Source organism: Streptomyces sp. NPDC050085, from assembly GCF_044460595.1.
In the GTDB taxonomy this organism is placed as follows: Bacteria; Actinomycetota; Actinomycetes; order Streptomycetales; family Streptomycetaceae; genus Streptomyces.
The window spans coordinates 75,243-101,286 of record NZ_JBITJZ010000016.1 but is presented as its reverse complement, the minus strand read 5'-3'; the positions used below and the strand labels follow the sequence as shown (position 1 = coordinate 101,286).

General features: G+C 70.1%; 15 protein-coding genes and 1 pseudogene. 11 read left to right on the top strand and 5 right to left on the bottom strand.

The window, feature by feature from the left end; translation table 11 throughout:
• Window positions 1-14 precede the first annotated feature (14 nt).
• Window positions 15-1,037 (bottom strand): LacI family DNA-binding transcriptional regulator, encoded by a 1,023-nt coding sequence (locus tag ACIBUY_RS36815; protein ID WP_365578141.1) that lies wholly within the window; start codon window positions 1,035-1,037, stop codon window positions 15-17.
• Window positions 1,038-1,435: 398 nt separating this feature from the next.
• On the opposite strand from ACIBUY_RS36815, the gene ACIBUY_RS36810 reads away from it, so the two are divergent.
• From ACIBUY_RS36810 to ACIBUY_RS36760, 11 genes and pseudogenes are all read left to right on the top strand, one after another.
• Entirely contained in the window at window positions 1,436-2,713 is a 1,278-nt protein-coding gene (locus tag ACIBUY_RS36810; RefSeq protein WP_365578139.1) for an extracellular solute-binding protein, read from the top strand.
• 108 nt (window positions 2,714-2,821) lie between these two features.
• A complete protein-coding gene (locus ACIBUY_RS36805) occupies window positions 2,822-3,829 on the top strand; it encodes a sugar ABC transporter permease (RefSeq protein WP_365578137.1) in 1,008 nt (335 codons plus the stop codon).
• Window positions 3,830-3,851: 22 nt separating this feature from the next.
• The gene (locus tag ACIBUY_RS36800) at window positions 3,852-4,757 is read left to right on the top strand and encodes a sugar ABC transporter permease (RefSeq protein ID WP_365578135.1); all 906 of its coding nucleotides are present in this window, start codon (window positions 3,852-3,854) and stop codon (window positions 4,755-4,757) included.
• Between the two features lie 52 nt (window positions 4,758-4,809).
• A complete protein-coding gene (locus ACIBUY_RS36795; protein ID WP_399154959.1) occupies window positions 4,810-6,489 on the top strand; it encodes a glycoside hydrolase family 13 protein in 1,680 nt (559 codons plus the stop codon).
• The gene (locus tag ACIBUY_RS36790) at window positions 6,486-7,568 is read left to right on the top strand and encodes a LacI family DNA-binding transcriptional regulator (protein WP_399154958.1); all 1,083 of its coding nucleotides are present in this window, start codon (window positions 6,486-6,488) and stop codon (window positions 7,566-7,568) included. Before ACIBUY_RS36795 ends, ACIBUY_RS36790 begins: the two co-directional genes overlap by 4 nt.
• A gap of 300 nt (window positions 7,569-7,868) precedes the next feature.
• Complete coding sequence (locus tag ACIBUY_RS36785; RefSeq protein ID WP_365572319.1) at window positions 7,869-9,575, top strand: carbohydrate-binding module family 20 domain-containing protein; 1,707 nt, start codon at window positions 7,869-7,871, stop codon at window positions 9,573-9,575.
• 90 nt (window positions 9,576-9,665) lie between these two features.
• A pseudogene (locus ACIBUY_RS36780) lies at window positions 9,666-12,740 on the top strand (alpha-amylase family glycosyl hydrolase); the annotation flags it as partial.
• 60 nt (window positions 12,741-12,800) lie between these two features.
• The gene (gene pulA / locus ACIBUY_RS36775; protein ID WP_399154957.1) at window positions 12,801-18,140 is read left to right on the top strand and encodes a pullulanase-type alpha-1,6-glucosidase; all 5,340 of its coding nucleotides are present in this window, start codon (window positions 12,801-12,803) and stop codon (window positions 18,138-18,140) included.
• A 92-nt stretch (window positions 18,141-18,232) separates the two neighbouring features.
• A complete protein-coding gene (locus ACIBUY_RS36770; RefSeq protein ID WP_399154956.1) occupies window positions 18,233-21,250 on the top strand; it encodes a carbohydrate binding domain-containing protein in 3,018 nt (1,005 codons plus the stop codon).
• 72 nt (window positions 21,251-21,322) lie between these two features.
• A complete protein-coding gene (locus tag ACIBUY_RS36765) occupies window positions 21,323-21,973 on the top strand; it encodes an alpha-ketoglutarate-dependent dioxygenase AlkB (RefSeq protein ID WP_365572313.1) in 651 nt (216 codons plus the stop codon).
• A 66-nt stretch (window positions 21,974-22,039) separates the two neighbouring features.
• A complete protein-coding gene (locus ACIBUY_RS36760) occupies window positions 22,040-23,296 on the top strand; it encodes an ROK family protein (RefSeq protein ID WP_365572310.1) in 1,257 nt (418 codons plus the stop codon).
• Between the two features lie 87 nt (window positions 23,297-23,383).
• Here the strand turns inward: ACIBUY_RS36760 and ACIBUY_RS36755 are convergent, their stop codons facing one another.
• The 4 genes from ACIBUY_RS36755 to ACIBUY_RS36740 are packed head-to-tail and all read right to left on the bottom strand — an operon-like array spanning window position 23,384 to window position 25,926.
• The gene (locus tag ACIBUY_RS36755) at window positions 23,384-24,295 is read right to left on the bottom strand and encodes a phosphotriesterase (RefSeq protein ID WP_399154955.1); all 912 of its coding nucleotides are present in this window, start codon (window positions 24,293-24,295) and stop codon (window positions 23,384-23,386) included.
• Entirely contained in the window at window positions 24,292-24,876 is a 585-nt protein-coding gene (locus ACIBUY_RS36750; RefSeq protein ID WP_365572302.1) for a DUF4865 family protein, read from the bottom strand. Before ACIBUY_RS36750 ends, ACIBUY_RS36755 begins: the two co-directional genes overlap by 4 nt.
• 19 nt (window positions 24,877-24,895) lie before the next feature.
• A complete protein-coding gene (locus tag ACIBUY_RS36745) occupies window positions 24,896-25,297 on the bottom strand; it encodes a cupin domain-containing protein (protein ID WP_365572299.1) in 402 nt (133 codons plus the stop codon).
• A 41-nt stretch (window positions 25,298-25,338) separates the two neighbouring features.
• Entirely contained in the window at window positions 25,339-25,926 is a 588-nt protein-coding gene (locus ACIBUY_RS36740; RefSeq protein WP_399154954.1) for a TetR/AcrR family transcriptional regulator, read from the bottom strand.
• Between the last annotated feature and the right edge of the window lie 118 nt (window positions 25,927-26,044).

The window sequence follows — 26,044 nt, the reverse complement described above, 5'->3', positions numbered from 1 at the left end:
CGGGCTTCAGGCTCTCAGGCCCCGTGCGGCGCCGCGGCCGTCGAGCCGCGCACCACCAGCTCCGGCATGAACACGAACTCCGTGTGCGGCGCGGGCGTCCCGCCGATCTCCTCCAGGACCGCACGGACCGCCGCCTGCCCCATGGCCTGCACCGGCTGGCGGATGGTGGTGAGCGGCGGGTCGGTGAACGCGATGAGCGGGGAGTCGTCGAAGCCGACCACCGACACGTCCTGCGGGACGCGGTGGCCCGCCTGCCGGGCGGCGCGGATGGCGCCGAGCGCCATCATGTCGCTGGCGCAGACGATCGCCGTGCAACCTTGCGCAAGAAGCGCCGTCGCCGCGGCCTGGCCGCCCTCCATCGTGTAGAGCGAGTGCTGGACCAGCGCCTCGCTCTGCTCGGCGGTGAGCCCGAGGCGCTCGGCCATCCCCGACTGGAACCCCTCGATCTTGCGCTGCACCGGCACGAAGCGCCGCGGTCCGACCGCGAGCCCGATCCGCGTGTGCCCCAGCGAGGCGAGGTGCGCCACGGCGAGCCGGGTGGCGGCCCGGTCGTCGGTGGACACGAACGGCGCCTTGATCTGCGCCGAGAACCCGTTGACGAGGACGAACGGGATGCCCTGGCCGCGCAGTTGGTCGTAGCGCTGGGTGTCGGCGGTGGTGTCCGCGTGCAGCCCGGAGACGTAGATGATGCCGGCGACGCTGCGCTCCACCAGCATCTCGGTGAGCTCGTCCTCGGTGGAGCCGCCCGGCGTCTGCGTGGCGAGCACCGGCGTGTAGCCCTGGCGCGTCAGCGCCTGGCCGATGACCTGCGCGAGCGCCGGGAAGATGGGGTTGTCGAGCTCCGGGGTGATCAGTCCGACCAGGCCCGCGCTGCGCGTACGCAGCCGCGGCGGGCGCTCATAGCCGAGCACGTCGAGTGCGGCCATGACGGATTCGCGGGTGCCGGAGGCCACACCGGGCTTGCCGTTGAGCACGCGGCTGACTGTGGCTTCACTGACCCCCGCCTGGGCTGCGATGTCGGCGAGCCGCGCGGTCATGGGATGGGACTGTACCGGTTACCTGCGTCCATGCCCACCGACGAGGGGAATCGCCCCGGGCCCGCCCTCCGCAACGCCTTTGGAAGGTGTTGCAGTCCTCGCCGCAGCGGCTCTCACGGCCCAACTCAGCGGCTTGCAGCGGGAATTGCAGGACATTCAGTCGTCTTTGCCCCTGTATGGGTCTGCTTGTCACCCGCCTTTCCGGCAACCTCCAGGACACGGGGATGTAACGATGGCCGGTCCTTGCAGAAATTTCGCGCAAGGTCTTTCGCCGAACTTTCCACGCTGTTACGTTCACGTCGCCCGGCGGCCGCAGCGGTGCAGCCGGCAAGTCGGCCAGGGAAGCGGACGGGACCGCTTCCTGCCCACTCACGGGCTTTCACCCTCTAGGAGAGATCATGCGGCGTGGCATAGCGGCCACCGCGGTGGTGGCGTCCCTCGCACTCGCGGCGACGGCCTGCGGCGGTAGCGACGACGACGGCGGCAAGGCGTCGGGCCCGGTCACCATCACGTGGTGGGACACGTCGAACGCCACGAACGAGGCGCCCACCTACAAGGCGCTGATCAAGGAGTTCGAGGCGGCCAACAAGGACGTCAAGGTCAAGTACGTCAACGTGCCCTTCGACCAGGCGCAGAACAAGTTCGACACGGCGGCCGGTGCCAGCGGCGCCCCCGACGTGCTGCGCGCCGAGGTCGGCTGGACCCCCGCCTTCGCCAAGAAGAGCTACCTGCTGCCCCTCGACGGCACCGAGGCCCTCGCCGAGAAGGACAAGTTCCAGCCCAACCTGATCAAGCAGGCCCAGTACGAGGGCAAGACGTACGGCGTCCCGCTGGTCACCGACACGCTCGCCCTCGTCTACAACAAGGCCCTCTTCAAGAAGGCCGGCATCACCGAAGCGCCCACCACCTGGGACCAGTTGAAGAAGGACGCCGCCACCGTCAAGGCGAAGACGGGCGTCGACGGCTACTGGGGCTCCGAGAAGGGCTACTACCTCGAGCCGTTCCTGATGGGCGAGGGCACCGACACCGTCGACGCCGCGGCCAAGAAGATCACGCTGAACTCGGCCGAGGGCCAGAAGGCCACCAAGACCTGGCTGACCACCTTCGACGGCAAGGGCCTGCACAAGGCGGACGTCACCGCCGACTCCTACGCCCACCGCCAGGACGCCTTCGTCAACGGCAAGGTCGCCATGACGGTCGAGGGCCCGTGGGAGGTCACGAACTTCTACAAGGGCTCGGCGTTCAAGGACAAGGCGAACCTCGGCGTCGCCACCGTCCCGGCCGGCTCGACGGGCAAGGCGGCCGCCCCGACCGGCGGCCACAACCTCTCCGTGTACGCGGGCTCCGACAAGGCGCACCAGACCGCGTCCCTGAAGTTCGTGAAGTGGATGACGTCGGCCGCGACCCAGTCGAAGATCGCCCTGAAGAACGCGACGCTGCCCACGCGCGACGACGCGTACACCGCCGAGGTCACCGCAGACCCGGGCCTGGCCGGCTTCCAGAAGGTGCTGCCCGCCGCCCAGCCGCGGCCCGAACTGCCGGAGTACGGCTCGCTGTGGGGCCCGCTCGACACCGAGCTGCCCAAGGCCGCCAGCGGCAAGGAGGGCCTCGACAAGGCGATCGACGCCGTCGTGACCCAGTACGCGAAGCTCCTGCCCGAAGGCTTCACCAAGTAGCACCCCCGATCAGGTGCCGCGGTCTCGCCGACTCAGCCCGCCCCGCGCGAGACCGCGGCACCCGCTGTCCCGCACCACTCGAAGCCGCAGACCAGAAGGTGTACTCCCATGACTGTCGCCGTCGAGCGCCCGGCCGCCCCCAGCGGGGGTGACCGAGGCCGGCGCCCGGGCCTGACGGCCCGTCTCAAGAACGGTTACCAGAAGCACTGGTACGCGTACGCGATGATCGCCCCGGTGGTCGTCGTGCTCGCGGTGATCGTGCTGTACCCGCTGGTCCGCGGCTTCTACCTGACGCTCACCGACGCCAACAGCCTCAACTCGGCCCGCACCATCGGCGTCAACCACATCGACGCCACCTACAAGTTCATCGGCCTCGACAACTACGCCGACATCCTGTGGGGCCCGACCTCGTACGACCGCTTCTGGTCGCACTTCATCTGGACCATCGTGTGGACGGCGGCCTGTGTCGCCCTGCACTACGGCATCGGGCTCGGCCTCGCGCTGCTGCTCAACCAGAAGGGGCTGCGCGGCCGCACCGCCTACCGGATGATGCTGATCCTGCCGTGGGCCGTGCCCACGTTCGTGACGGTCTTCGCCTGGCGGTTCATGCTCGCCGACTCCGGCGTCATCAACACCACGCTCGACGCGCTCGGCATGCCCACACCCGCCTGGCTGGAGGACCCCCTCTTCCAGCAGCTCGCCGCGATCCTCGTGAACACGTGGTGCGGCGTGCCGTTCATGATGGTCTCGCTCCTCGGCGGTCTGCAGTCCATCGACGCGACGCTGTACGAGGCCTCGGAGATGGACGGCGCGAACGCCTGGCAGCGCTTCCGCCACGTCACCCTGCCCGGACTGCGCTCGGTCAGCTCGACGGTCGTCCTGCTCGGCATCATCTGGACGTTCAACCAGTTCGCGATCATCTTCCTGCTGTTCGGCAACACGGCCCCCGACGCCCAGATCCTCGTGACTTGGGCCTACTACCTCGGCTTCGGTCAACAGCCGCGCGACTACGCCCAGTCCGCCGCCTACGGCGTACTGCTCCTGTCCATCCTCATCGTCTTCACCTCCGTCTATCGCCGCTGGCTGAACCGCAATGACGCCCAAGCCGCCATCTGACGCCGCAGGAGCAGCCCCCGCCATGAGCACCCAGACCCTCACCCAGACCCCCGTCGCGGAGCCGGCCGTGACCGCCCCGCGGACGAACGTGCCCCTGCGCGGCCGACGCAGCCGCAAGGCGTCGATCCTCACCCACGCCGTCCTGATCGTGTCGAGCTTCGCCGCGCTCTTCCCGATCGGCTGGCTGGTCTTCCTGTCGCTCGGCCCCGACAAGGACGACTACCTCCACCCGTCGCGGATCCTCGACACGTGGACGTTCGGCAACTACTCGTTCGTCCTCGAGCAGACCAACTTCCTCAAGTGGCTGGGCAATACGCTCATCGTGTCCCTCGGCACCACCGTCATCGGCGTGCTCGTCGCCGCGACCAGCGGCTACGCGGTCTCGCGGATGCGCTTTCCCGGCTACAAGAAGTTCATGTGGATCCTGCTGTGCACGCAGATGTTCCCCGTCGCGGTCCTCATGGTGCCGATGTACGTGATCCTCTCGGACCTGCAGCTCATCGACACGTACGCCGGTCTCATCGTCGTCTACCTGACGACCGCCGTGCCGTACTGCGCCTGGCTGATGAAGGGCTACTTCGACACGATCCCGATGGAGATCGACGAAGCGGGCCGCGTCGACGGACTGTCGCCGTTCGGCACCTTCTTCCGGCTGATCCTGCCGCTGGCCCGACCGGGTCTGGCCGTCGCCGCGTTCTACACGATGATCACCGCGTGGAGCGAGGTCGCCTTCGCCAACACGTTCATGCTCGACGACCAGAAGTACACCCTCGCCGTCGGCCTGCAGAGCTTCGTCAGCGAGCACGACGCGCAGCGCCAGTACATGGCGGCGACGGCCGTGCTGATCGCCGTCCCGATCTCCGCCGTGTTCTATCTCGTCCAGAAGAACCTGGTGACCGGCCTGACCGCCGGCGGCACCAAGGGCTGAACCGCCCCTCACCACCGACCAGTTGTCCAGCCCCTCACGTCTCAAGGACATCATGAGCCAGTACTCCACGGGCGTCTCCGTGACGCCTGCCCCGACGACCCGCGAGGCCTCCGACTGGTGGCGGGACGCGGTCATCTATCAGGTCTATCCGCGGAGTTTCGCCGACAGTGACGGGGACGGGACGGGTGATCTGGAGGGGATCCGTCGTCGTCTGCCGTATCTGCGTGAGCTGGGGGTGGATGCGGTGTGGTTGTCGCCGTTCTATGCCTCGCCGCAGGCGGACGGTGGTTATGACGTGGCTGATTATCGGGCGGTGGACCCGATGTACGGCACGCTGTTGGACGCGGACGCGGTGATCCGTGACGCGCACGAGCTGGGTCTGCGGATCATCGTGGATCTGGTGCCGAATCATTCTTCGGACCAGCATGAGTGGTTCAGGCGGGCGGTGGCCGAGGGTCCCGACTCGCCGTTGCGGGAGCGGTATCACTTCCGTGCGGGGAAGGGTGAGAACGGTGAACTGCCGCCGAACGACTGGGAGTCGATCTTCGGTGGTCCGGCGTGGACGCGGCTTGCGGACGGGCAGTGGTACTTGCACCTGTTCGCCCCTGAGCAGCCCGACTTCAACTGGGAGCACCCGGCCGTCGCGGACGAGTTCCGTTCGATCCTGAGGTTCTGGCTGGACATGGGGGTGGACGGGTTCCGCATCGACGTCGCCCATGGGCTGGTCAAGGCCGAGGGCCTGCCGGACATCGGCGGTGGCGATCAGCTCAAGTTGCTGGGCAACGATGTCATGCCGTTCTTCGATCAGGACGGGGTGCACGACATCTACCGGTCCTGGCGCACGATCCTCGACGAGTACGACGGCGAGCGCATCTTCGTCGCGGAGGCCTGGACGCCGACGGTCGAGCGGACCGCGAACTACGTCCGCCCCGACGAACTGCACCAGGCCTTCAACTTCCAGTACCTGGGAGCCCCTTGGGAGGCGTCCGAGCTCCGGAAGATCATCGACACGTCGCTGGACGCGATGCGTCCCGTGCACGCGCCGGCCACCTGGGTGCTCTCGAACCACGACGTGACCCGGCATGCCACGCGGTACGCGAACCCGCCAGGCCTGGGCACGCAGATCCGCACGCCGGGCGACCGGGAACTGGGCCTGCGGCGCGCCCGGGCGGCCACTTTGCTCATGCTGGCGCTGCCCGGATCGGCGTACGTCTATCAGGGCGAGGAGCTCGGCCTGCCGGATGTGACGGATCTGCCGGACGAGGTGCGGCAGGACCCCTCCTTCTTCCGTGCGCAGGGTCAGGACGGGTTCCGTGACGGGTGCCGGGTGCCGATTCCGTGGACCCGGTCCGGAACCTCGTACGGCTTCGGGGACGGCGGCAGTTGGCTTCCCCAGCCCGACAGTTGGGGCGAGCTGAGCGTCGAGGCGCAGACCGGTGTCGAGGGCTCCACGCTCGAGATGTACCGTTCCGCGCTGGCCGTGCGGCGCGCACAGGGCGGCCTCGGCGCGGGGGACAGCATCACCTGGCGCGAGAACCTCCCCGAGGGCGTGCTCTGCTTCGAGCGGCCCGGATTCCTCTGCACCGTCAACACCACCGGCGCCCCGGTTCGCATCCCGGTCCCCGGCACCGTGCTCCTGTCCAGCAGTCCGGTCGCGGCCGAGGACGGCGAGGGCCGTGAGGGCCGCGAAGTCTCCGTGCCCGCCGACTGCACCATCTGGTGGGCCGTGTGACGATCCCCGTGCCGCGGGGTGCCGACAACGGCACCCCGCGGCTCCACGACATCGCGGCGCAGGCCGACGTCAGCGAGGCCACCGTCAGCCGTGTCCTCAACGGCAAACCCGGCGTCGCGGCCGCCACCCGGCAGAAGGTCCTCGCCGCACTGGACGTCCTCGGCTACGAGCGTCCCGTGCGCCTGCGCAGGCGCAGCGCCGGGCTCATCGGACTCGTCATCCCCGAGCTGACCAACCCGATCTTCCCGGCGTTCGCCCAGGTCATCGAGCAGGTGCTGGCCGGCTACGGCTACACGCCCGTGCTCTGTACGCAGATGCCGGGCGGCTCCACCGAGGACGAGCTGGTCGAGCAGCTGGAGGAGCGCGGCGTCAACGGCATCGTGTTCCTGTCCGGGCTGCACGCCGACACCACCGCCGACGCGACGCGCTACGCCAGGCTCGCCGAACGCAAGGTGCCGTTCGTCCTCATCAACGGCTTCAACGAGCACGTCAACGCGCCGTTCGTCTCGCCCGACGACCGCTCCGCGGCCCTCATGGCCGTGCGTCACCTCGTCGACCTGGGGCACGAGCGCATCGGACTGGCCATCGGGCCGACCCGGTTCGTGCCCTCGCGGCGCAAGGCGGAGGGCTTCGTGGCCGCACTGCACACCCTGCTGGGCCTGCCGCGCGACGCGGCGGAGAAGCTGATCCAGCGCACGCTCTTCACCGTCGAGGGCGGGCACGCCGCGGGCGGGGCGCTCCTCGACCAGGGGTGCACCGGCATCGTCTGTGGCAGTGACCCCATGGCCCTCGGCGTCATCAGGGCGGTGCGCGAACGCGGCCTCGACGTGCCGCGGGACGTCTCGGTGACCGGCTTCGACGACTCGCCGCTGATCCCGTTCACCGACCCGCCGCTGACCACCGTGCGCCAGCCCGTGCAGGCGATGGCGACGGCCGCGGTGGGAGCGCTCCTCGAGGAGATCGGCGGAACTCCCGTGCAGCGCACGGAATTCGTGTTCCAGCCGGAACTCGTCGTCCGGGGCTCCACCGCCCAGGTCGCACGCCGGCGCGTCGACAAGGCGTCCCAACACGGCAGTTGACGGTAGGGGGGGCAGAGGCAGTCGGCGCTCCGGTCCGGACGCCGGGCGCGTGGGACCCGATGTCGCGGGGCCCTCGGCGCCGGACCGGAAGCGTGGTTGAACGTAACACTGCTGGAACTCTTGCGTAAGTCCTTGCAGTCAGAATCCCCGCTTTCCCCGCGCGGGTTGAGAAGGGTGCGCCCAAAGGGTTGACCGTGCAGTCGGTGCCTCGTACGGTCAGCCCGCAATTGCTTGCAGCAAGATTCATCCCCCCAACAGCCTTACGGGCATGGCGCGTTGCCCTTCGAATCAGGAGGAACCATGGCCAGAAAGTCCGTGGCTGCCGCACTCGCCGTCCTGGCGGGAGCCGCTGCAGCCGTCACGGTCCCGGCCCCCGCGCAGGCGTCCCCGCCCGGCGTGAAGGACGTCACCGCCGTGATGTTCGAGTGGAACTTCGCCTCGGTCGCCAAGGAGTGCACCAGCACCCTCGGCCCGGCCGGCTACGGCTACGTGCAGGTCTCGCCGCCCAACGAGCGGGTCCAGGGCAGCCAGTGGTGGACCGCGTACCAGCCCGTCAGCTACAAGATCGCCACCCGGCTCGGCGACCGCACCGCCTTCAAGAACATGGTGGACACCTGCCACGCGGCCGGGGTGAAGGTCGTCGCCGACACCGTCATCAACCACATGGCGAACTCGTCCGGCACGGGCACCGGCGGCTCCACGTACAGCAAGTACGACTACCCGGGCACCTACTCCGCCGCGGACATGGACGACTGCACGACCGACATCACCAACTACGCGGACCGCTGGAACGTGCAGCACTGCGAGATGGGCGGCCTGCCCGACCTCGACACCGGCGAGGAGTACGTCCGCAAGACCATCGCCGGGTACCTGAACGACCTGCTCTCCCTGGGTGTCGACGGTTTCCGCGTGGACGCCGCCAAGCACATCGCCGTCGAGGACCTGGCGAACATCAAGTCCCGGCTGAGCAACCCGAACGCGTACATGAAACTGGAGACGATCGGCGCCTCCGGCGAGGCCGTGCAGCCGAGTGAGTACACGGGCGTCGGCGACCCGCAGGAGTTCAAGTACGCCTACGACCTCAAGCGGATCTTCGGCGGCGAGAAGCTCTCCTCCCTGAAGACGTTCGGCGAGTCGTGGGGCTATCTGCCCAGCGACAAGGCCGCCGTCTTCGTCACCAACCACGACACCGAGCGCAACGGCGCCACGCTGACCTACAAGGACGGCGCCACCTACACGCTCGCGCAGGTCTTCTCGCTGGCCTGGCCCTACGGCGCACCCGACGTCCACTCCGGCTACGCGTTCACGGACACCGCGGCGGGCGGGCCCAACGGCGGCCAGGTGAACGCCTGTTACACCGACGGCTGGAAGTGCCAGCACGCCTGGCGCGAGGTCGCGAGCATGGTCGCCTGGCGCAACACCGCCCGCGGCGAGGCCGTCACCGACTGGTGGGACAACGGCGGCAACCAGATCGCGTTCGGCCGCGGCGCCAAGGCGTACGTCGCCCTCAACCACGAGGGCACGGCGCTCACCCGCACCTTCCAGACGTCGCTGCCCGCGGGCGACTACTGCGACGTACAGAGCGGCAAGGGCGTCACGGTGAACGCCTCAGGACAGTTCACCGCCACCCTCGGCGCCAACACCGCGCTCGCGCTGCAGGTCGGCGCGAAGACCTGTGGCGGCAGCTCGTCGGACTCCGGCGGCGGGGCCACGGCCACCGGTGCCTCCTTCCACGTCAACGCCACCACGGTCGTGGGCCAGAACATCTACGTCACCGGCGACCGGTCCGCCCTCGGCAACTGGAACACCGACAGCGCCCTGAAGCTCGACCCGGCCGCCTACCCGGTGTGGAAGCTCGACGTCGCCCTGCCCGCCGGCACCACCTTCGCGTACAAGTACGTCCGCAAGGACGCGAGCGGCAACGTCACCTGGGAGAGCGGCGCCAACCGCACCGCCACCGTCGCCTCCTCCGGCCTCGTCGCCCTGAACGACACCTGGCGCGACTGACCGTCCCTTCCTCGACCGCCCGGTGCCCCCCGCCTCCCCGCGCAGGCACCGGGCGGCCACAGCCTGACCACTGATGAGGAGCACGCGCGCGTGACCGGCTCACCCCGAAGAACCGTCACCACCCTGGCCTTCGCCGCCCTCCTGGCGACGGCCCTGCCCACGACGACCGGACACGCGGCGGCGACGCCGCCGACAGCCCCCTCGGACGCACGGCTCGCCGCACAGCCGACCCGGCCGGCCGTCAGCCGCGAGCAGTTCTACCTGCTGCTCCCCGACCGGTTCGCGAACGGCGACCCGTCCAACGACACCGGCGGACTGACCGGCGACCGCTCCACCACGGGCTTCGACCCGACCGACAAGAACTTCTACCAGGGCGGCGACCTCAAGGGCCTCACGCGCAAGCTCGACTACATCAAGGGCCTCGGCACCACGGCCATTTGGCTCGCGCCCGTCTTCAAGAACAAGACGGTCCAGGCGCGCGACGGCAAGGAGACCGCCTCGTACCACGGTTACGCCGTCACCGACTTCACCCGCGTCGACCCGCACTTCGGCACCGACGCGGACCTGACGCGGCTGATCGACCAGGCCCACAAGAAGGGCATGAAGGTCTTCTTCGACGTCATCACGAACCACACCGCCGACACCGTCGACTACGCGGAGAAGACGTACGGGTACCGCAGCAAGGGCGCCTACCCGTACCTGGACAGCGACGGGCGCCCCTTCGACGACAGCGCGGGCATGGCGGCGCACGTCGACGCGGACTCCCTGCCGTACACGCCGCACAACACCGGCGAGATGGTCCCGGACTGGCTCAACGACCCGACCATGTACCACAACAGGGGTGACTCCACCTTCGCGGGGGAGAGCGCCCTGTACGGCGACTTCTACGGCCTGGACGACCTGTGGACCGAACGTCCCGAAGTCGTGCGGGGCATGGAGGAGATCTACGAGAAGTGGGTCGAGGACTTCGACGTCGACGGCTTCCGCGTGGACACCGCGAAGAACGTGAACATGGAGTTCTGGACGCAGTGGGCCACCGCCCTCGACGCGTACGCCGCCCGGCACGGCCGCGACGACTTCTTCCTCTTCGCCGAGGCGTTCTCCGCGGACCCCGCCATCACGGCGCCCTACCTCACCGAGGGCCGCCTCGACTCGACGCTCGACTTCCCCTTCCAGTCGGCGGCCCGCAACTACGCCTCGCGCGGCGCCCCCGCGAGCGACCTGGCGACCGTGTTCGGCCAGGACTACCGCTACACCACCGACAAGACGAACGCGTACAGCCAGGTCACCTTCCTCGGCAGCCACGACATGGGCCGCATCGGATACGCCCTGGAGTCCGACAACCCGGCGGCGAGCGACGCGGAGCTCCTCCAACGGGACAGGCTGGCCCACGAGTTGATGTTCCTGTCCCGCGGCAACCCGGTGATCTACTCGGGCGACGAGCAGGGCTTCACGGGCTCCGGCGACGACGTCGACAGCCGTCAGACGATGTTCGCGTCGAAGGTCGCCGACTATCTCGACGACGATCAGATCGGGACCGCGCGGACGCACGCGAGTGACGCGTACGACCCTTCGCATCCGCTGTATCGGACGATTGCCGCGCTGTCGAAGCTGCGCAAGGACAACCCGGCGCTGGCGGACGGGGTGCAGAAGGAGCTGTACGCGAAGGACTCCGTGTACGCCTTCTCGCGTACGGGGGACGAGCGGGAGTACGTCGTCGCGGTGAACAACGCGACGCAGGCGAAGACGGTCGAGTTGGGCGTGGAGTCGGCCAAGTTCCGTGCGCTGTACGGGGGTTCGGGCATCATTGGCTCCAGGAGTGGCAAGGTGACTGTCACCGTTCCCGCCCTGTCGTCCCTCGTTCTGCGCGCCGACAGCAAGCTTCCCGCCGCCACGACCAAGCCGTCGCTGTCCCTTACGGCACCCGCCTCCGGTGCCACCGGGACCGTCACGCTCTCGGCCGACCCGGGGCAGACCGCCTCCGCCCGCGTCGTCTTCGCCGCCCAGGTCGGCAACGGCCCGTGGCGCACCCTCGGCACCGCCGACCACGCCCCGTACCAGATCACCCAGTACCTTCCGAAGACGGTTCCTGTCGGAACGGCCCTGCGCTACAAGGCAGTTGTGGTCGACCGGGCCGGACGCACCGCGAGCGCCCTCGCCTCCACCACCGCCGGCGCGAGCCCCGTCCCCGACAAGCCCAGGGCCGAGCGGCACCGGGCCGTCATCCATTACCGGCGTGCCGACGGCGACTACACCGGGCTGACCCTGCGCACCTCGGACGGGAACACCGCCGAGTTCTCGGGGCGCGACGCCTACGGGGCCTTCGCCTGGCTGACCCCGGCCGAGGGCGCGGGGGACATCCGGTTCACCGTCGAACGCGACGGCGTGCCCGAAGGCCCCGAACGCGTCATGAACTTCGCGGCGGCCGGCGAAGTGTGGACGAAGGAGGGCACGGACACGGTGGAGGCCGCCAGGCCCGCCGACGGATATCCGCCGCAGGACGCGACGAAGGCCGTCATCCACTACCACCGCGCCGACGGCGACTACGACGGCTGGGGCCTGCACACCTGGACCGGCTCCGCGCACCCGCCCGAGTGGAACGACCCGATCCAGCCGGTACGCCGCGACACCTACGGCCTCGTCTTTGAAGTACCGCTCAAGTCCGGTGCGGGCTCCCTGAGTTACCTCATCCACAAGAAGGAGGAGAAGGACGTCCCGGCCGACGAGGCCCTCGACTTCTCCCTGTACGGCCACGAGGTCTGGCGCGTGGCCGGTGACCCGGCGTACCTCACGCCGTCGCTCGGCGGCGCCTTCCCCCTGGACCTCGACCCCGCGGCGTCGGCCGCCACCTGGCTCGACGACACCACCGTCGTCTGGCACGGCACCGGCGCGGGCGTGGCCAGTCAGCAGCTCGTGTACGCGGCCGACGGAGGGCTCACGCTCCAGCACGGCGCCCTGTCCGACGAGGGCCAGTGGCTGCGCCTGATCCCCGTCCGACTGACCGAGGCGCAGCGGGCGGCACACCCCGAACTCGCCGACGCCACCGCGTTCACGATCGACCCGCGCGACCGCGACCGCATCCCGCAGGCCCGCCGGGCCAAGCAGCTCCTGGCCACCCAACGGGCCGACAGCGGAGCCCTGTTGGGCGCCACAGCAGTGAAGACCCCACAGCAGTGAAGACCCCACGGCAGTGAACATGGCACAGCTCCAGAAAGGCCCGACAAGGTGAACCGAAGAAGCGGCGCGCTCGGCGCGTCACGCAGGAGGACGGCGGCCGCCGCGGCCGTCGCCGCACTCCTCGCCACCACGCTGCACACCGCGACGTCGGCCTCGGCCGCACCGGCCCCGCCGAAGCCCCCGTCCGACGCGAAACTGGCCGCGCAGCCCGCGCGCGACGACGCGACCCGGGAGCAGTTCTACTTCGTGCTCCCCGACCGGTTCGCCAACGGCGACCCGTCCAACGACCGGGGCGGCCTGACCGGCAGCCGCACCGCGACCGGCTTCGACCCGACCGACAAGGGCTTCTACCAGGGCGGCGACCTCAAGGGACTCACGCAGAAGCTCGACTACATCAAGGGCCTCGGCACCACCGCGATATGGATGGCGCCGATCTTCAAGAACAAGCCGGTCCAGGGCAACGGCGAGAGCGCCGGATACCACGGCTACTGGATCACCGACTTCACCCGGGTCGACCCGCACTTCGGCACCAACGAGGACCTCGAGACCCTCATCGACAAGGCCCACGCCAAGGGCATGAAGGTCTTCTTCGACGTCATCACGAACCACACCGCCGACGTCGTCACCAACACCGAGAAGACCTACGGCTACCGCTCCAAGGGCGCCTACCCGTACCTGGACACCGACGGCCGCCCCTTCGACGACACGACGGAACCCGGACGCAAGGTCGATGCGGACTCCTTCCCGTACACGCCCGCGGTCACGGCGTCCGAGAAGAACGCCAAGGTGCCGTCCTGGCTCAACGACCCGACCATGTACCACAACCGCGGCGACTCGACCTTCGTCGGCGAGAGCGGTCTGTACGGGGACCACACCGGCCTGGACGACCTGTGGACCGAGCGGCCCGAGGTCGTGCGGGGCATGGAGGAGATCTACGAGAAGTGGGTCAAGGACTTCCGGATCGACGGCTTCCGGGTCGACACCGTCCGCAACGTCGACATGGCGTTCTGGACGCAGTGGGCCACCGCCCTCGACGCATACGCGGCCAAGAAGGGCCGCGACCACTTCTTCATCTTCGGTGAGACCCTCTCCGCCGACCCGGCCGTCACCGCCCCGTACGTGACCGAGGGCCGCCTCGACGCCACCCTCGACTTCCCCCTCCAGGACGCCGTACGCGGCTACGCCTCCCAGGGGAAGCCGGCCACCGGGCTCAGCGACGTCCTGGCGCAGGACTACCGGTACACGACCGACAGGGCGAACGCGTACAACGAGGTCACCTTCCTCGGCAACCACGACATGGGCCGCATCGGCTCGTTCCTGAAGACCGACAACCCCAGGGCGGGCGACGCCGAACTGCTCCAACGGGACAGGCTCGCCCACGAGTTGGTGTTCCTGAACCGCGGCAACCCCGTGATCTACTCCGGCGACGAGCAGGGCTTCACCGGCGCGGGCGGCGACAAGGACGCACGCCAGACGATGTTCGCGTCGAAGGTCGCCGACTATCTCGACGACGATCAGATCGGGACCGCGCGGACGCACGCGAGTGACGCGTACGACCCCTCACACCCGCTCTACAAGACGATTGCCGCGCTGTCGAAGCTGCGCAAGGACAACCCGGCGCTGGCGGACGGGGTGCAGAAGGAGCTGTACGCGAAGGACTCCGTGTACGCCTTCTCGCGTACGGGGGACGAGCGGGAGTACGTCGTCGCGGTGAACAACGCGACGCAGGCGAAGACGGTCGAGTTGGACGTGGAGTCGGCCAAGTTCCGTGCGCTGTACGGGGGTTCGGGCACCATTGGCTCCAGGAGTGGCAAGGTGACTGTCACCGTTCCCGCCCTGTCGTCCCTCGTTCTGCGCGCCGGCAGCAAGCTTCCCGCCGCCACGACCAAGCCGTCGCTGTCCCTCACGGCACCCGCCCCCGGTGCCACCGGGACCGTCACGCTTTCGGCCGATCCGAGGCAGACCGCCTCCGCCCGCGTCGTCTTCGCCGCCCAGGTCGGCAACGGCCCGTGGCGCACCCTCGGCACCGCCGACCACGCCCCGTACCAGATCACCCAGAAGGTCGCCGACACGGTGGCCGCCGGAACCGCCCTGCGGTACAAGGCAGTTGTGGTCGACCGGGCCGGACGCACCGCGAGCGCCCTCGCCGTGTCGACGGCGGGGCAGGCCCCCGCGGCCGAGAGGCCGAGCGCCGTGGAACGCGACTACGCGGTCGTCCACTACAAGCGGGCCGACGGCGACTACGACGGAGCCGTCCTCAAGTCAGGGGAGAACACGGCAGAGTTCACCGGCCGTGACGCCTACGGCGCCTTCGCCTGGGTGAAGGTTCCCGACGGCGCGAGCTCGGTCACGTACACCATCGAGAAGAGCGGCTCCGCCGACGGCGACGCCCGCACCGTCGACCTCGCGCAGACCGGTGAGGTCTGGGTCGAGCAGGGCAAGGACGGACAGCGGACCGCCCGGCCCGACGGGGTGTACCCCGCCCCCGACAAGAGCAAGGCGACCATCCACGTCCACCGCGCCGACGGCGACTACGACGGCTGGGGCCTGCACACCTGGACCGGCGCCGCGCAGGGGACCGACTGGACGAAGCCGCTGCAGCCCACCGGCAAGGACGCGTACGGCGTCACCTTCGAGGTGCCGCTCGCGGCCGGTGCGACGTCGCTGAGCTACATCCTGCACAAGGGCGACGAGAAGGACATCGCGAGCGACCGCTCCCTTGACCTGGCCACGTACGGCAACGAGGTGTGGCTGAACTCCGGCGACACCAACTACCTTCTGCCGTCGGTGGGTTCGGCGCCCGACCTCGACCTCACCAAGGCGCAGGCGCAGTGGATCGACGCCGACACCGTGGTCCTGCCCCGTTCCGTCGACGCCAAGGCCGCCCGCTCCACCCAGCTCGTCTACGACCGAAGGGGCGGCATCGCCGTCAAGGACGGGGCCCTCAGCAGCGAGGGCCGCTGGCTGCGGCTGCTGCCCGGGCAGCTCACGGACGCGCAGCAGGCCACGTACCCGCAGCTGAAGGCGTATGCCGCGTACACCGTCGACCCGCGCGACCGCGACCGGGTGCGCGAGGCACTGCGCGGCCAGGTCGTCGCCACCCAGCGCGCGGCGAACGGCGCGCTGCTCGCCGCCACCGGCGTCCAACTGGCCGGTGTGCTCGACGACACGTACGGCTCGGCCGGCGCGAAGGCGGCGCTCGGGCCCGTGTTCAAGGACGGCAAGGTCACGCTGTCCGTGTGGGCGCCGACCGCACAGGACGTCCGCCTCGACCTCGACGGCAAGAAGATCGCGATGCGCCGCGACGACACCAGCGGCGTCTGGTCCGTGACCGGGCCCGCGAAGTCCTGGCGCGGCAAGGAGTACCGGTACGCGGTGAAGGTCTGGGCGCCCAGCGTCCAGAAGGTCGTCACGAACGCCGTCACCGACCCGTACTCCGTGGCCCTCACCGCGAACTCCCGGCGCAGCCTGGTGGTGGACCTGCACGACAAGTCCCTCGCGCCGAAGGGCTGGTCGACCCTGGCCAAGCCCAAGGCCGTCGCGATGAAGGACGCCCAGATCCAGGAGCTGCACATCCGTGACTTCTCCGTGGAGGACCCGACGACCCCGAAGAAGGACCGCGGGACGTACCTCGCCTTCACCGACAAGAACAGCGACGGCTCCAAGCACCTGCGCGAACTCGCGAAGTCCGGCACGTCGTACGTGCACCTGCTGCCCGCCTTCGACATCGCCACCGTCCCCGAGAAGAAGTCCGAACAGGCCACGCCCGACTGCGACTTGACGTCGTACGCGGCCGACAGCGACCGGCAGCAGGCGTGCGTGGCGAAGAGCGCCGCCAAGGACGCGTACAACTGGGGCTACGACCCGTACCACTACACCGTGCCCGAGGGCTCGTACGCCTCGGACCCGGACGGCACGCGGCGCACCGTCGAGTTCCGGCAGATGGTCAAGTCCCTCAACGACGACGGACTGCGCGTCGTCATGGACGTCGTCTACAACCACACCGCGGCGAGCGGGCAGGCCGACACCTCGGTCCTCGACAAGATCGTGCCCGGCTACTACCAGCGGCTCATGCCCGACGGCACCGTCGCGAACTCGACGTGCTGCTCCAACACCGCGCCCGAGAACACCATGATGGGCAAGCTCGTCGTCGACTCGATCGTCACCTGGGCCAAGGAGTACAAGGTCGACGGCTTCCGCTTCGACCTGATGGGCCACCACCCCAAGGCGAACATCCTCGCCGTCAGGAAGGCCCTCGACGCCCTCACCCTCGACAAGGACGGCGTCGACGGAAGGAAGATCATCCTGTACGGCGAGGGCTGGAACTTCGGCGAGGTCGCCGACGACGCCCGCTTCGTGCAGGCCACGCAGAAGAACATGGCGGGCACCGGCATCGCCACCTTCTCCGACCGCTCCCGCGACGCCGTGCGCGGCGGCAGCCCCTTCGACGAGGACCCGGGCGTCCAGGGCTTCGCCTCCGGCCTCTACACCGACCCCAACTCCTCCAAGGCGAACGGCACGTCGGCCGAACAGAAGGCCCGCCTGCTGCACTACCAGGACCTCATCAAGGTGGGTCTGTCCGGCAGCCTCGCCGACTACGAGTTCACCGGCACCGACGGCAAGAAGGTGAAGGGCTCCGGAGTCGACTACAACGGCGCACCCGCCGGATACGCCGCAGCCCCCGGCGACGCCCTCGCCTACGCCGACGCGCACGACAACGAGTCCCTGTACGACGCGCTCACCTACAAGCTGCCCGCGTCGACCTCCACCGCCGACCGCGCGCGCATGCAGGTGCTCGCCATGGCCACGGCCGCGCTCTCGCAGGGCCCGGCGCTCTCCCAGGCCGGCACCGACCTGCTGCGCTCCAAGTCCCTCGACCGCAACTCGTTCGACAGCGGCGACTGGTTCAACGCCGTCCACTGGGACTGCCGCGCGGGCAACGGCTTCGCCCGCGGTCTGCCCCCGGCCGCCGACAACCAGGCCAAATGGCCTTACGCCAAGCCGCTGTTGACGTCGGTCCAGGTGCCGGGCTGCGACACGATCCGGGGCACGTCGGCCGCGTACCAGGACCTGCTGCGCATCCGCACGGCCGAGTCCGCCTTCCACCTGTCCACGGCCGGGCAGGTCCAGCAGGCTCTCTCCTTCCCGCTCTCCGGGAAGGACGAGACACCCGGCGTGATCACCATGCGCCTCGGTGACCTCGTGGTCGTCTTCAACGCCACGCCCCAGACGCAGCGGCAGACCGTGCAGGACCTCGCCGGGACGGGCTACCGCCTGCACCCGACGCAGGCCACCGGCTCCGACGCGGTCGTCAAGTCGTCCTCGTACGAGGCGGGTTCGGGCACCTTCACCGTGCCCGGCCGCACGGTCGCGGTCTTCACCCGCTGAACCGCACTCTCCGTCGGTGGTCCCCCTCGAGGCGCGCGAGGGGGACCACCACCACCCGGCCGCACCGTCGCGGCCCCGACCGAGGAGTCCTCGTGAACCTCACCGCACGACCGATCGCGCGCCACAGACAGCGCCGCGGCCCGGCGGGCCTCGTGCTCGCCCTGATCGCGGCCCTCCTGGTGACCCTGCTGCCCGGACTGCCGCTCACCACCGGCACCGCCCGCGCCGCCGGCACCAACACCGCCACCGTCTACTACTCCACCGCCAGCACCAACTGGTCGACGTACAAGCTGCATTGGGCGCCGACCGGAGGAACCTGGACGACCGTGCCCGGCGTCGACATGGAAGCGGCGTGCACGGGCTGGGTGAAGAAGACCGTCGACCTGGGCACGGCCACCACCTGGCAGGCCACCTTCACCAACGGCAGCGGCACCTGGGACAACAACGGCGGCAAGAACTACCAGTTGGGCACCGGCCTGATCACCGTCAAGGGCGGCGCCGTCGCGCACAGCGACCCGTGCGCGGACACCGACCCCCCGGGCGGCACCGAGGGCACCTCCGCCACCGTCTACTACCACACGACGACCACCAACTGGTCCGCGTACAACCTGCATTGGGCCGCCACCGGCGGCACCTGGACGACCGTGCCCGGCATCGGCATGGAAGCGGCGTGCACGGGCTGGGTGAAGAAGACCGTCGACCTGGGCACGGCCACCACCTGGCAGGCCACCTTCAACAACGGCAACGGCACGTGGGACAACAACAACGGCGCCAACTACCAGCTGGGCGCGGGCATCAACACCGTCGACGCGGGCACGGCCACCAAGAGCGCCAAGGACCCGTGCGCCGCCGTCGAACCCGACACCACGGCGCCCACCGCACCCGGCAACGTCAAGGCGACCGCCACCGGCACCTCTATCGTCCTCACCTGGGACGCGGCGACCGACGGCACGGGCGTGACCGGCTACCAGATCACCCGCACCGGAGGAACGAAGGGCATCTCCGTCATCTCCTCCACCTCAACCGTGTACTCCGACACGGGACTTGAGGAGAAGACCGCGTACACGTACACGGTGAAGGCCCTGGACGCCGCCGCGAACGTGTCGGCCGCGAGCGCCGCGGCGAGCGCCACCACCGGCGAGAAGGCCGCACAGACCACCGGCACCCCGCTCGGCGGCGACCCCCGCAAGGACCCCGTCTACTTCGTGCTCACCGCCCGCTTCTACGACGGCGACAGCACGAACAACCGCGGCGGCAGCCAGGACGTGAAGACCGGCAACAAGGCCAACAACGACCCCATGTTCCGCGGGGACTTCAAGGGCCTCGTCCAGAAGCTCGACTACATCAAGGGCCTCGGGATGTCCGCGATCTGGATCACCCCGGTCGTCCTCAACCGCTCCGACTACGACTACCACGGCTATCACGGCTACGACTTCTACAAGGTCGACCCGCGCCTCGAATCGGCCGGGGCCTCCTACCAGGACCTGATCGACGCCGCCCACGCCAAGGGCATGAAGATCTACCAGGACGTCGTCTACAACCACTCGTCGCGCTGGGGCGCCAAGGGCCTGTTCACCCCGACCGTGTACGGCGTGCGCGACGCGCAGTGGAGCTGGTACTACGACGAGAAGCAGGAGGGCTTCGCGTACGACGGCCTGACCGTGGAGCCCGTCTCCGGCAAGTCCTACTACAACGGCGACCTGTGGTCGACCGCCGAACCCTCCGGCAACACCTGCCTCAACTGGGGCAGGCCCACCGGCGCCAAGAGCCCCGAGGGCTACACGATCTACAACTGCCAGTGGCCGAGCCCCACTTCGGGCATGTTCCCCAAGGCGCTCTACCACAACTGCTGGCTCGGCAACTGGGAGGGCGAGGACTCCCGCTCCTGCTGGCTGCACGAGGACCTCGCCGACTTCAACACCGAGAACACCCAGGTGCAGAACTACCTGATCGGCGCCTACGACAAGTACATCGACATGGGCGTCGACGGCTTCCGCCTCGACACGGCCGTGCACATCCCGCGCGTCACCTGGAACCGCCGCTTCCTGCCCGCCATCCAGCAGCGCGTGGCCCAGCGGTTCGGCGCACAGAAGGCGCAGGACTTCTTCGTCTTCGGCGAGGTCGGCGCGTTCGTCAACGACAAGTGGAACCGCGGGTCCGTGAACCACTCCGCGCAGTTCTACACGTGGAAGGAGCGCAAGGAGTACTCCGCCGACGACGAGAAGGCGGCCCTCGAACAGTACGACTACGAGGAGCAGTTGGGCACCGGCAACCAGCCGACGTCCACCAACGCCTTCCTCGACGGGAACACGTACCACACCCCCGACCACAGCAAGTTCTCCGGCATGAACATCATCGACATGCGCATGCACATGAACTTCGGTGACGCCTCCAACGCGTACAACAACGGCAAGGACTCCGACGACTCCACGAACGACGCGACGTACAACGTCGTCTACGTCGACAGCCACGACTACGGCCCGAACAAGAGCGCCGAACGCTACGCGGGCGGCACCGACGCCTGGGCCGAGAACATGTCGCTGATGTGGACGTTCCGCGGCATCCCCACGCTGTACTACGGCTCGGAGATCGAGTTCCAGAAGGGCCAGAAGATCGACTGCGGGACGACGTGCCCGCTCGCCACGACCGGCCGCGCCTACTACGGCGACAAGATCGCGGGCAGCGTCACCGCCTCCGACTTCGGCACCGTCTCCAGCGCGTCGGGGGCCGTCGCCACGACCCTGGAGCAGCCCCTGGTCAAGCACGTCCAGCGGCTCAACCGGATCCGCCGGGCGATCCCGGCCCTGCAGATGGGCCAGTACTCCACGGCCGACGTCTCCGGGAACATGGCGTACAAGCGCCGCTACACGGACGCGGCCACGGGCGTCGACAGCTTCGCCCTGGTGACCGTCACCGACGGCGCCACGTACAAGAACATCCCGAACGGCACGTACAAGGACGCCGTCACCGGTGACGTGAAGACGGTCACCGACGGCACCCTCACCGCGGCCGCCCCCGGCAAGGGCAACCTGCGGGTGTACGTCCTCGACCTGGGCGGCAAGAACGCGGCGCCCGGCAAGATCGGCGCCGCCGGCCCGTACCTGAAGTAGCGCGCCCACCGCTCCCGGCGCCCGACGATGCCGTGGCCAAGGCGTTCTCGCGCCGGGAGCATCATGGACGGCATGACCGAGGAGAACGGACTGTTCGCCCGCCCCCGGCGCGAGATCGCGCCGGGGGCCGTGCACATCCCGGACTGGCTGGACGCGGGGGAGCAGCGGCACTGGGTGGCGGCCTGCCGCGACTGGGCAAGGCCACCGGCGGGACTGCGCACGGTACGCACCCCGGGCGGCAAAGAGATGACGGCCAGGCAGTTCGGCCTCGGCTGGCACTGGTTCCCGTACGGCTACGCCCGCACCGCCGTCGACGGCGACGGGCAGCCGGTGAAACCGATGCCGCGCGAGCTGGCGGAACTCGCCCGACGCGCCGTAGCCGCCGCCTACGGGGAACCGGCGCAGGAGGAGTACGACATCGCGCTGATCAACCACTACGGCGCCGGCGCCCACATGGGCCTCCACCAGGACCGCGACGAGAGGTCCACCGCGCCCGTCGTGTCCCTCAGCCTCGGCGACACCTGCACCTTCCGGTTCGGCAACACCGAGACCCGGACCAGGCCCTACACGGACGTGGAGCTGCGCAGCGGCGACCTGTTCGTCTTCGGCGGGCCCGCCCGCCTCGCCCACCACGGGGTACCGCGCACCAGGCCCGACAGCGGGCCGCCGGAGCTCGGCCTGCGCGGGCGGCTCAACATCACGCTGCGGGTCAGCGGCCTGTGATCGCGCGGCGCCGGCCGACGATCACCGGCTACCATTCCAGACCGTGATCTGGGCGAGGAGTTGCTGATGGGCGGCAGGGCGGCCTCCGGGAGCGGGAGCCACACCGAGGGCGACGGCACCGCACGGCCACCGCGCCTGGAACGGGGCCGCGGCGCGCTCGGCCCGGCACTCGAACTCGTCCACACCGGACGGGCGCCCACCCGCGCCGTCCTCACCGCCGAACTCGGCGTGACCCGTGCCACGGCCGGCGCCGTCGCCGCCGAACTGGAGGCGCTCGGCCTCATCCGCATCGACGCCAGGCCGAGCGCGGCCGCGGGCTCGCAGGGACGGCCCTCGCACCGCCTGTCCGTCGCCGAGGACGGGCCCGTCGTCCTCGCGGCCCAGGTCCACTCCGACGGCTACCGTGCCGCCCTCGTCGGACTCGGCGGCCGGATCGTCGCCACGACCCCGGGCTGCGAGATCATCGACCCGGATCCGGCGGACGTGCTGCGCTCCGTGGTGGAGGCCGGGGTCCGGCTCCTCGCCACCAGCGGGCGGCGCTGTGTCGGCGCGGGGCTCGCCGTGCCGTCCGCCGTCGCGGAGCCCGAGGGGACGGCCCTCAACCCGCTGCACCTGGCCTGGCCCGCAGGCGCCCCGGTGCGGCAGATCTTCGTCGACTGCGTGCGCGAGGCGGGCCTCGACACCCCGGCGTTCGCCGCGAACGACGTCAACCTCGCCGCCCTCGCCGAACACCGGCACGGCGCCGGACGCGGCGCCCGCGACCTGCTGTGCGTCGCCACCGGGCACCGCGGGGTCGGTGGCGCCCTGGTCCTCGACGGCCGTCTGCACTCGGGCAGTTCGGGGCTCGCCCTGGAGGTCGGACACCTCACCGTCAACCCCGAGGGCCGCCCCTGCCACTGCGGCAGCCGCGGCTGCCTCGATGTGGAGACCGACCCGCTGGCGTTCCTCACCGCGGCGGGCCGCACCCCCGACGCCGACGGCTCCTTGCTGGAACAGGCCCGCGGCCTGATGCGCGACGCCGCGGCCGACCCCGCGGTACGCACCGCGGTCGAGGCACTCATCGACCGCCTCGGCCTCGGCCTCGCGGGCCTCGTCAACATCCTGAATCCGGACCGCATCATCCTCGGCGGCCTGCACCGCACCCTCCTGGACGCCGACCCGGAGCGGCTGCGCGCCGTCGTGGCCGACCGCAGCCTGTGGGGACGCAGCGGCGGCGTCCCCATCCTGGCCTGCACGCTCGACCACAACAGCCTGGTGGGAGCCGCGGAACTGGCCTGGCAGCCGGTACTCGACGACCCGCTCAGGGCGTTCATCGCGGAGTGAAGTCCTAGTCGGCCCAGTCGAGTTGGGTCTCCGGGATGCCGATGCCGATACCCGTGCCGCGCGCATGGGCGACGGCCCGCTCACGCCCTAATGCCACTCCACCGCGAACGCCCCCGCCGGATTGTCCACCAGCAGCCGATCCACCGCGTCCTTGCCCAGCGTCGCCTCGAGCCGCGGCCGCACCCGCCGCAGCAGATGCGGCATCCCGGGGCCGCCGCTGACCGACCGTGCGCCCGCCGTCGTCGTGTCGCCGCCCAGCAGCAGCCGGTCCGCGAAACCGGCCGCGGCGAGTTCCGCCATCGCGTCCGGCATCCGCCAGTCCGTCGCGTGGTTCGCCCGCGACGGCCCGTCGAAGGCGAGATACGCCCCCGAACGCGCGGCCTCCCGCTGCGCCACGAAGTCCGGCGAACGGTTCAGATGCCCGAGGATCACCCGGTGCGCGGGCACCTCCAACTCCCCGCACAGCAGGTCGAGTACGTCGAGCGCGCCCGTGCCCAGCTCATGGTGGACGGCGATCGGCGCCCCCGTCGCACGATGCGCCTCGGCCGCGGCCCGCATCGTCCACCGCGCGTGCGCGTCCAGGGAGTGGAACCCGCCCGCGACCTTGATCAGTCCCGCCCGTACGCCACTGTCCCCGATGCCCTCGGAGAGCTCGCGCACGAACACCTCGGCCAGATCGTCCGCACGGGCCGCTAGCAACTCCCGCGCGTAGTGCGCCGATTGGTGCATGCCGGTCGCGGCGACGATGCGTACGCCGGTCGCCGCCGCGAGCGCGGGCAGCTCCCCGGCCCGCCGCCCGAGCCCGTACGGCGTCCACTGCACGACGGTGCCGCCGCCGACGGCCGCGTACGCCTCCAGCTCGCGCCGGGCGAGCTCCACGTCGTCGAGCTCCTGCCCGGCCAGCAGGGGGCTGCGGAAGAACAGGTGGTCATGGGCATCGACCACCCCCAACTGCCCTGGATCCAGGTCCCCTTGGACCGTGCGGACGACCCCGGTCACCACTGCCTCCCGCGCTGCAGACGGCTGCGCTCCGGCTGGGAGAGGTGCAGCACCCGATAGACGTCGCCCTCGGCCTTGGGGGAGTCGTCGTCCCACACGGAGAAGGTCAACACCTCCCAGGTGCGCGGATCCACGGCCGCCGCCGCGCACAACACGCCGTCACGCGCTGCCAGTTCGGCGACCTCGGCCACGGACTCGGCCACCACGTCGGGCAGTTCCGCACCCGCCGCGACCGGAGTGCGCCGCCGCACGGCGGTCCGTGCCGTGCCGGCGCTCGCAGGACCCTCCTCGTACGCCACCCCCGCCCAGTGCTGCACGGCCGGCCGCCCGAAGTCGCGCACGATGCCCTGGAACCCGGGACCCCAGAGGAAGGCGTTCATCCCCTGCGGCGAGGCCCAGAGGTAGAAGGGCGCGTACTGGTTCACGGGGGAGCCGTCGACGCCGCGCTCGCGCATCAGGTACGCCTTGGCGCCGAGCCCGGCGAAGTCGTCGAGGAGATGCCCCTTGGCCGCCACCCGGTCGCGGATGATCCCCATGTCGTAGTCCGCCGGGAGCGTGATCTCGTACTGCATCGCGTGCATGGTCGCGTCCTCCTCGGGCTCAGAGCGCCGGGTACGCGTCGCCGTCGGCGACGTGCGCACCCCAGCACGTGGTCGTCCCGTCCTCGGCCGCCTCGACGGCCGCCAGATGTGTCATGAACGTGCGCGGACCCGCCCCGTGCCAGTGCCACTCGTCCGGCTCGATCCAGACCGTGTCGCCCGCCCGGATCACCTCGACGTCACCGCCCTTGCGCTGCACCCGGCCCTCGCCCGCGAGGACGTGCAGGACCTGGCCGTGCGGGTGAGTGTGCCACGCGGTGTGGGCCCCGGGAGCGAAGTGCACGTGGAACATCCGCAGCCGGGAGGGGAGTTCGGGCGCCGCGACCTCGTCGAGCCAGACCGAACCGGTGAAGTTCTCGGCCGGTCCCTGCACGGAGTCGGGCCGTTGACGTGTGATCTGCACGGTGTCCTCAGTCGCTCGATGGGAAGGTGTTCGAGGGGGTTTCAGGATCGGGTCCGGGGTGCGGGCTTCAGGAGTGCGAGCAGGCCGCGTACTCCCGCGTCGAACGCCTCCGTGTCCCCGGACGCACGCGCCAGGACGTACCCGCCCTGTACGGTCGCCACCACCGCCGCGGCGATGTCGGCCGGCACGAGATGCGGCCCGAACTCGCCGCTGTCGACGCCCTGTTGGACGACGTCGGCGAGGCGGCGCTTCACGTGGGCGATCGTCTCGTCGACCGGAGCGCGCAGCTCCTCGCTGGCGATCACGTCCGGGTCCATCGTCAGCCGCCCGACGGGACAGCCGCGCAGCACGTCGCGCTCGCGCAGCAGGTACGCCTCGACGCGGCCGTACGCCGGACCGCTGCCGTCGAGCAGCCGGTCGACCGTGGCCCGCATCTCCTCGCCGGTGCGCCGGATCGCGGCGAGCGCCAGATCGGACTTGCCGGTGAAGTGGTGGTACATGCTGCCCTGGCCGACGCCCGCGCGCTGCAGGATCGCCTTCGGGCTCGTGCCCACGTAACCGCGCTCCCACAGCAGCTCGCGGGTCGTCTCGATGAGTCGCTCCTGAGTGCTCATGACCTCACCGTACATACTAGTAGTTACAGAAGGCAAGAGCGGGTGCCGGGCGCGCCGGGAGCAGTCCCGCACCCCGCGCGTACTCCCGCGGTGGTACGCCCGGTGCCGCTGGCCGTACGACGACGCGGACCCC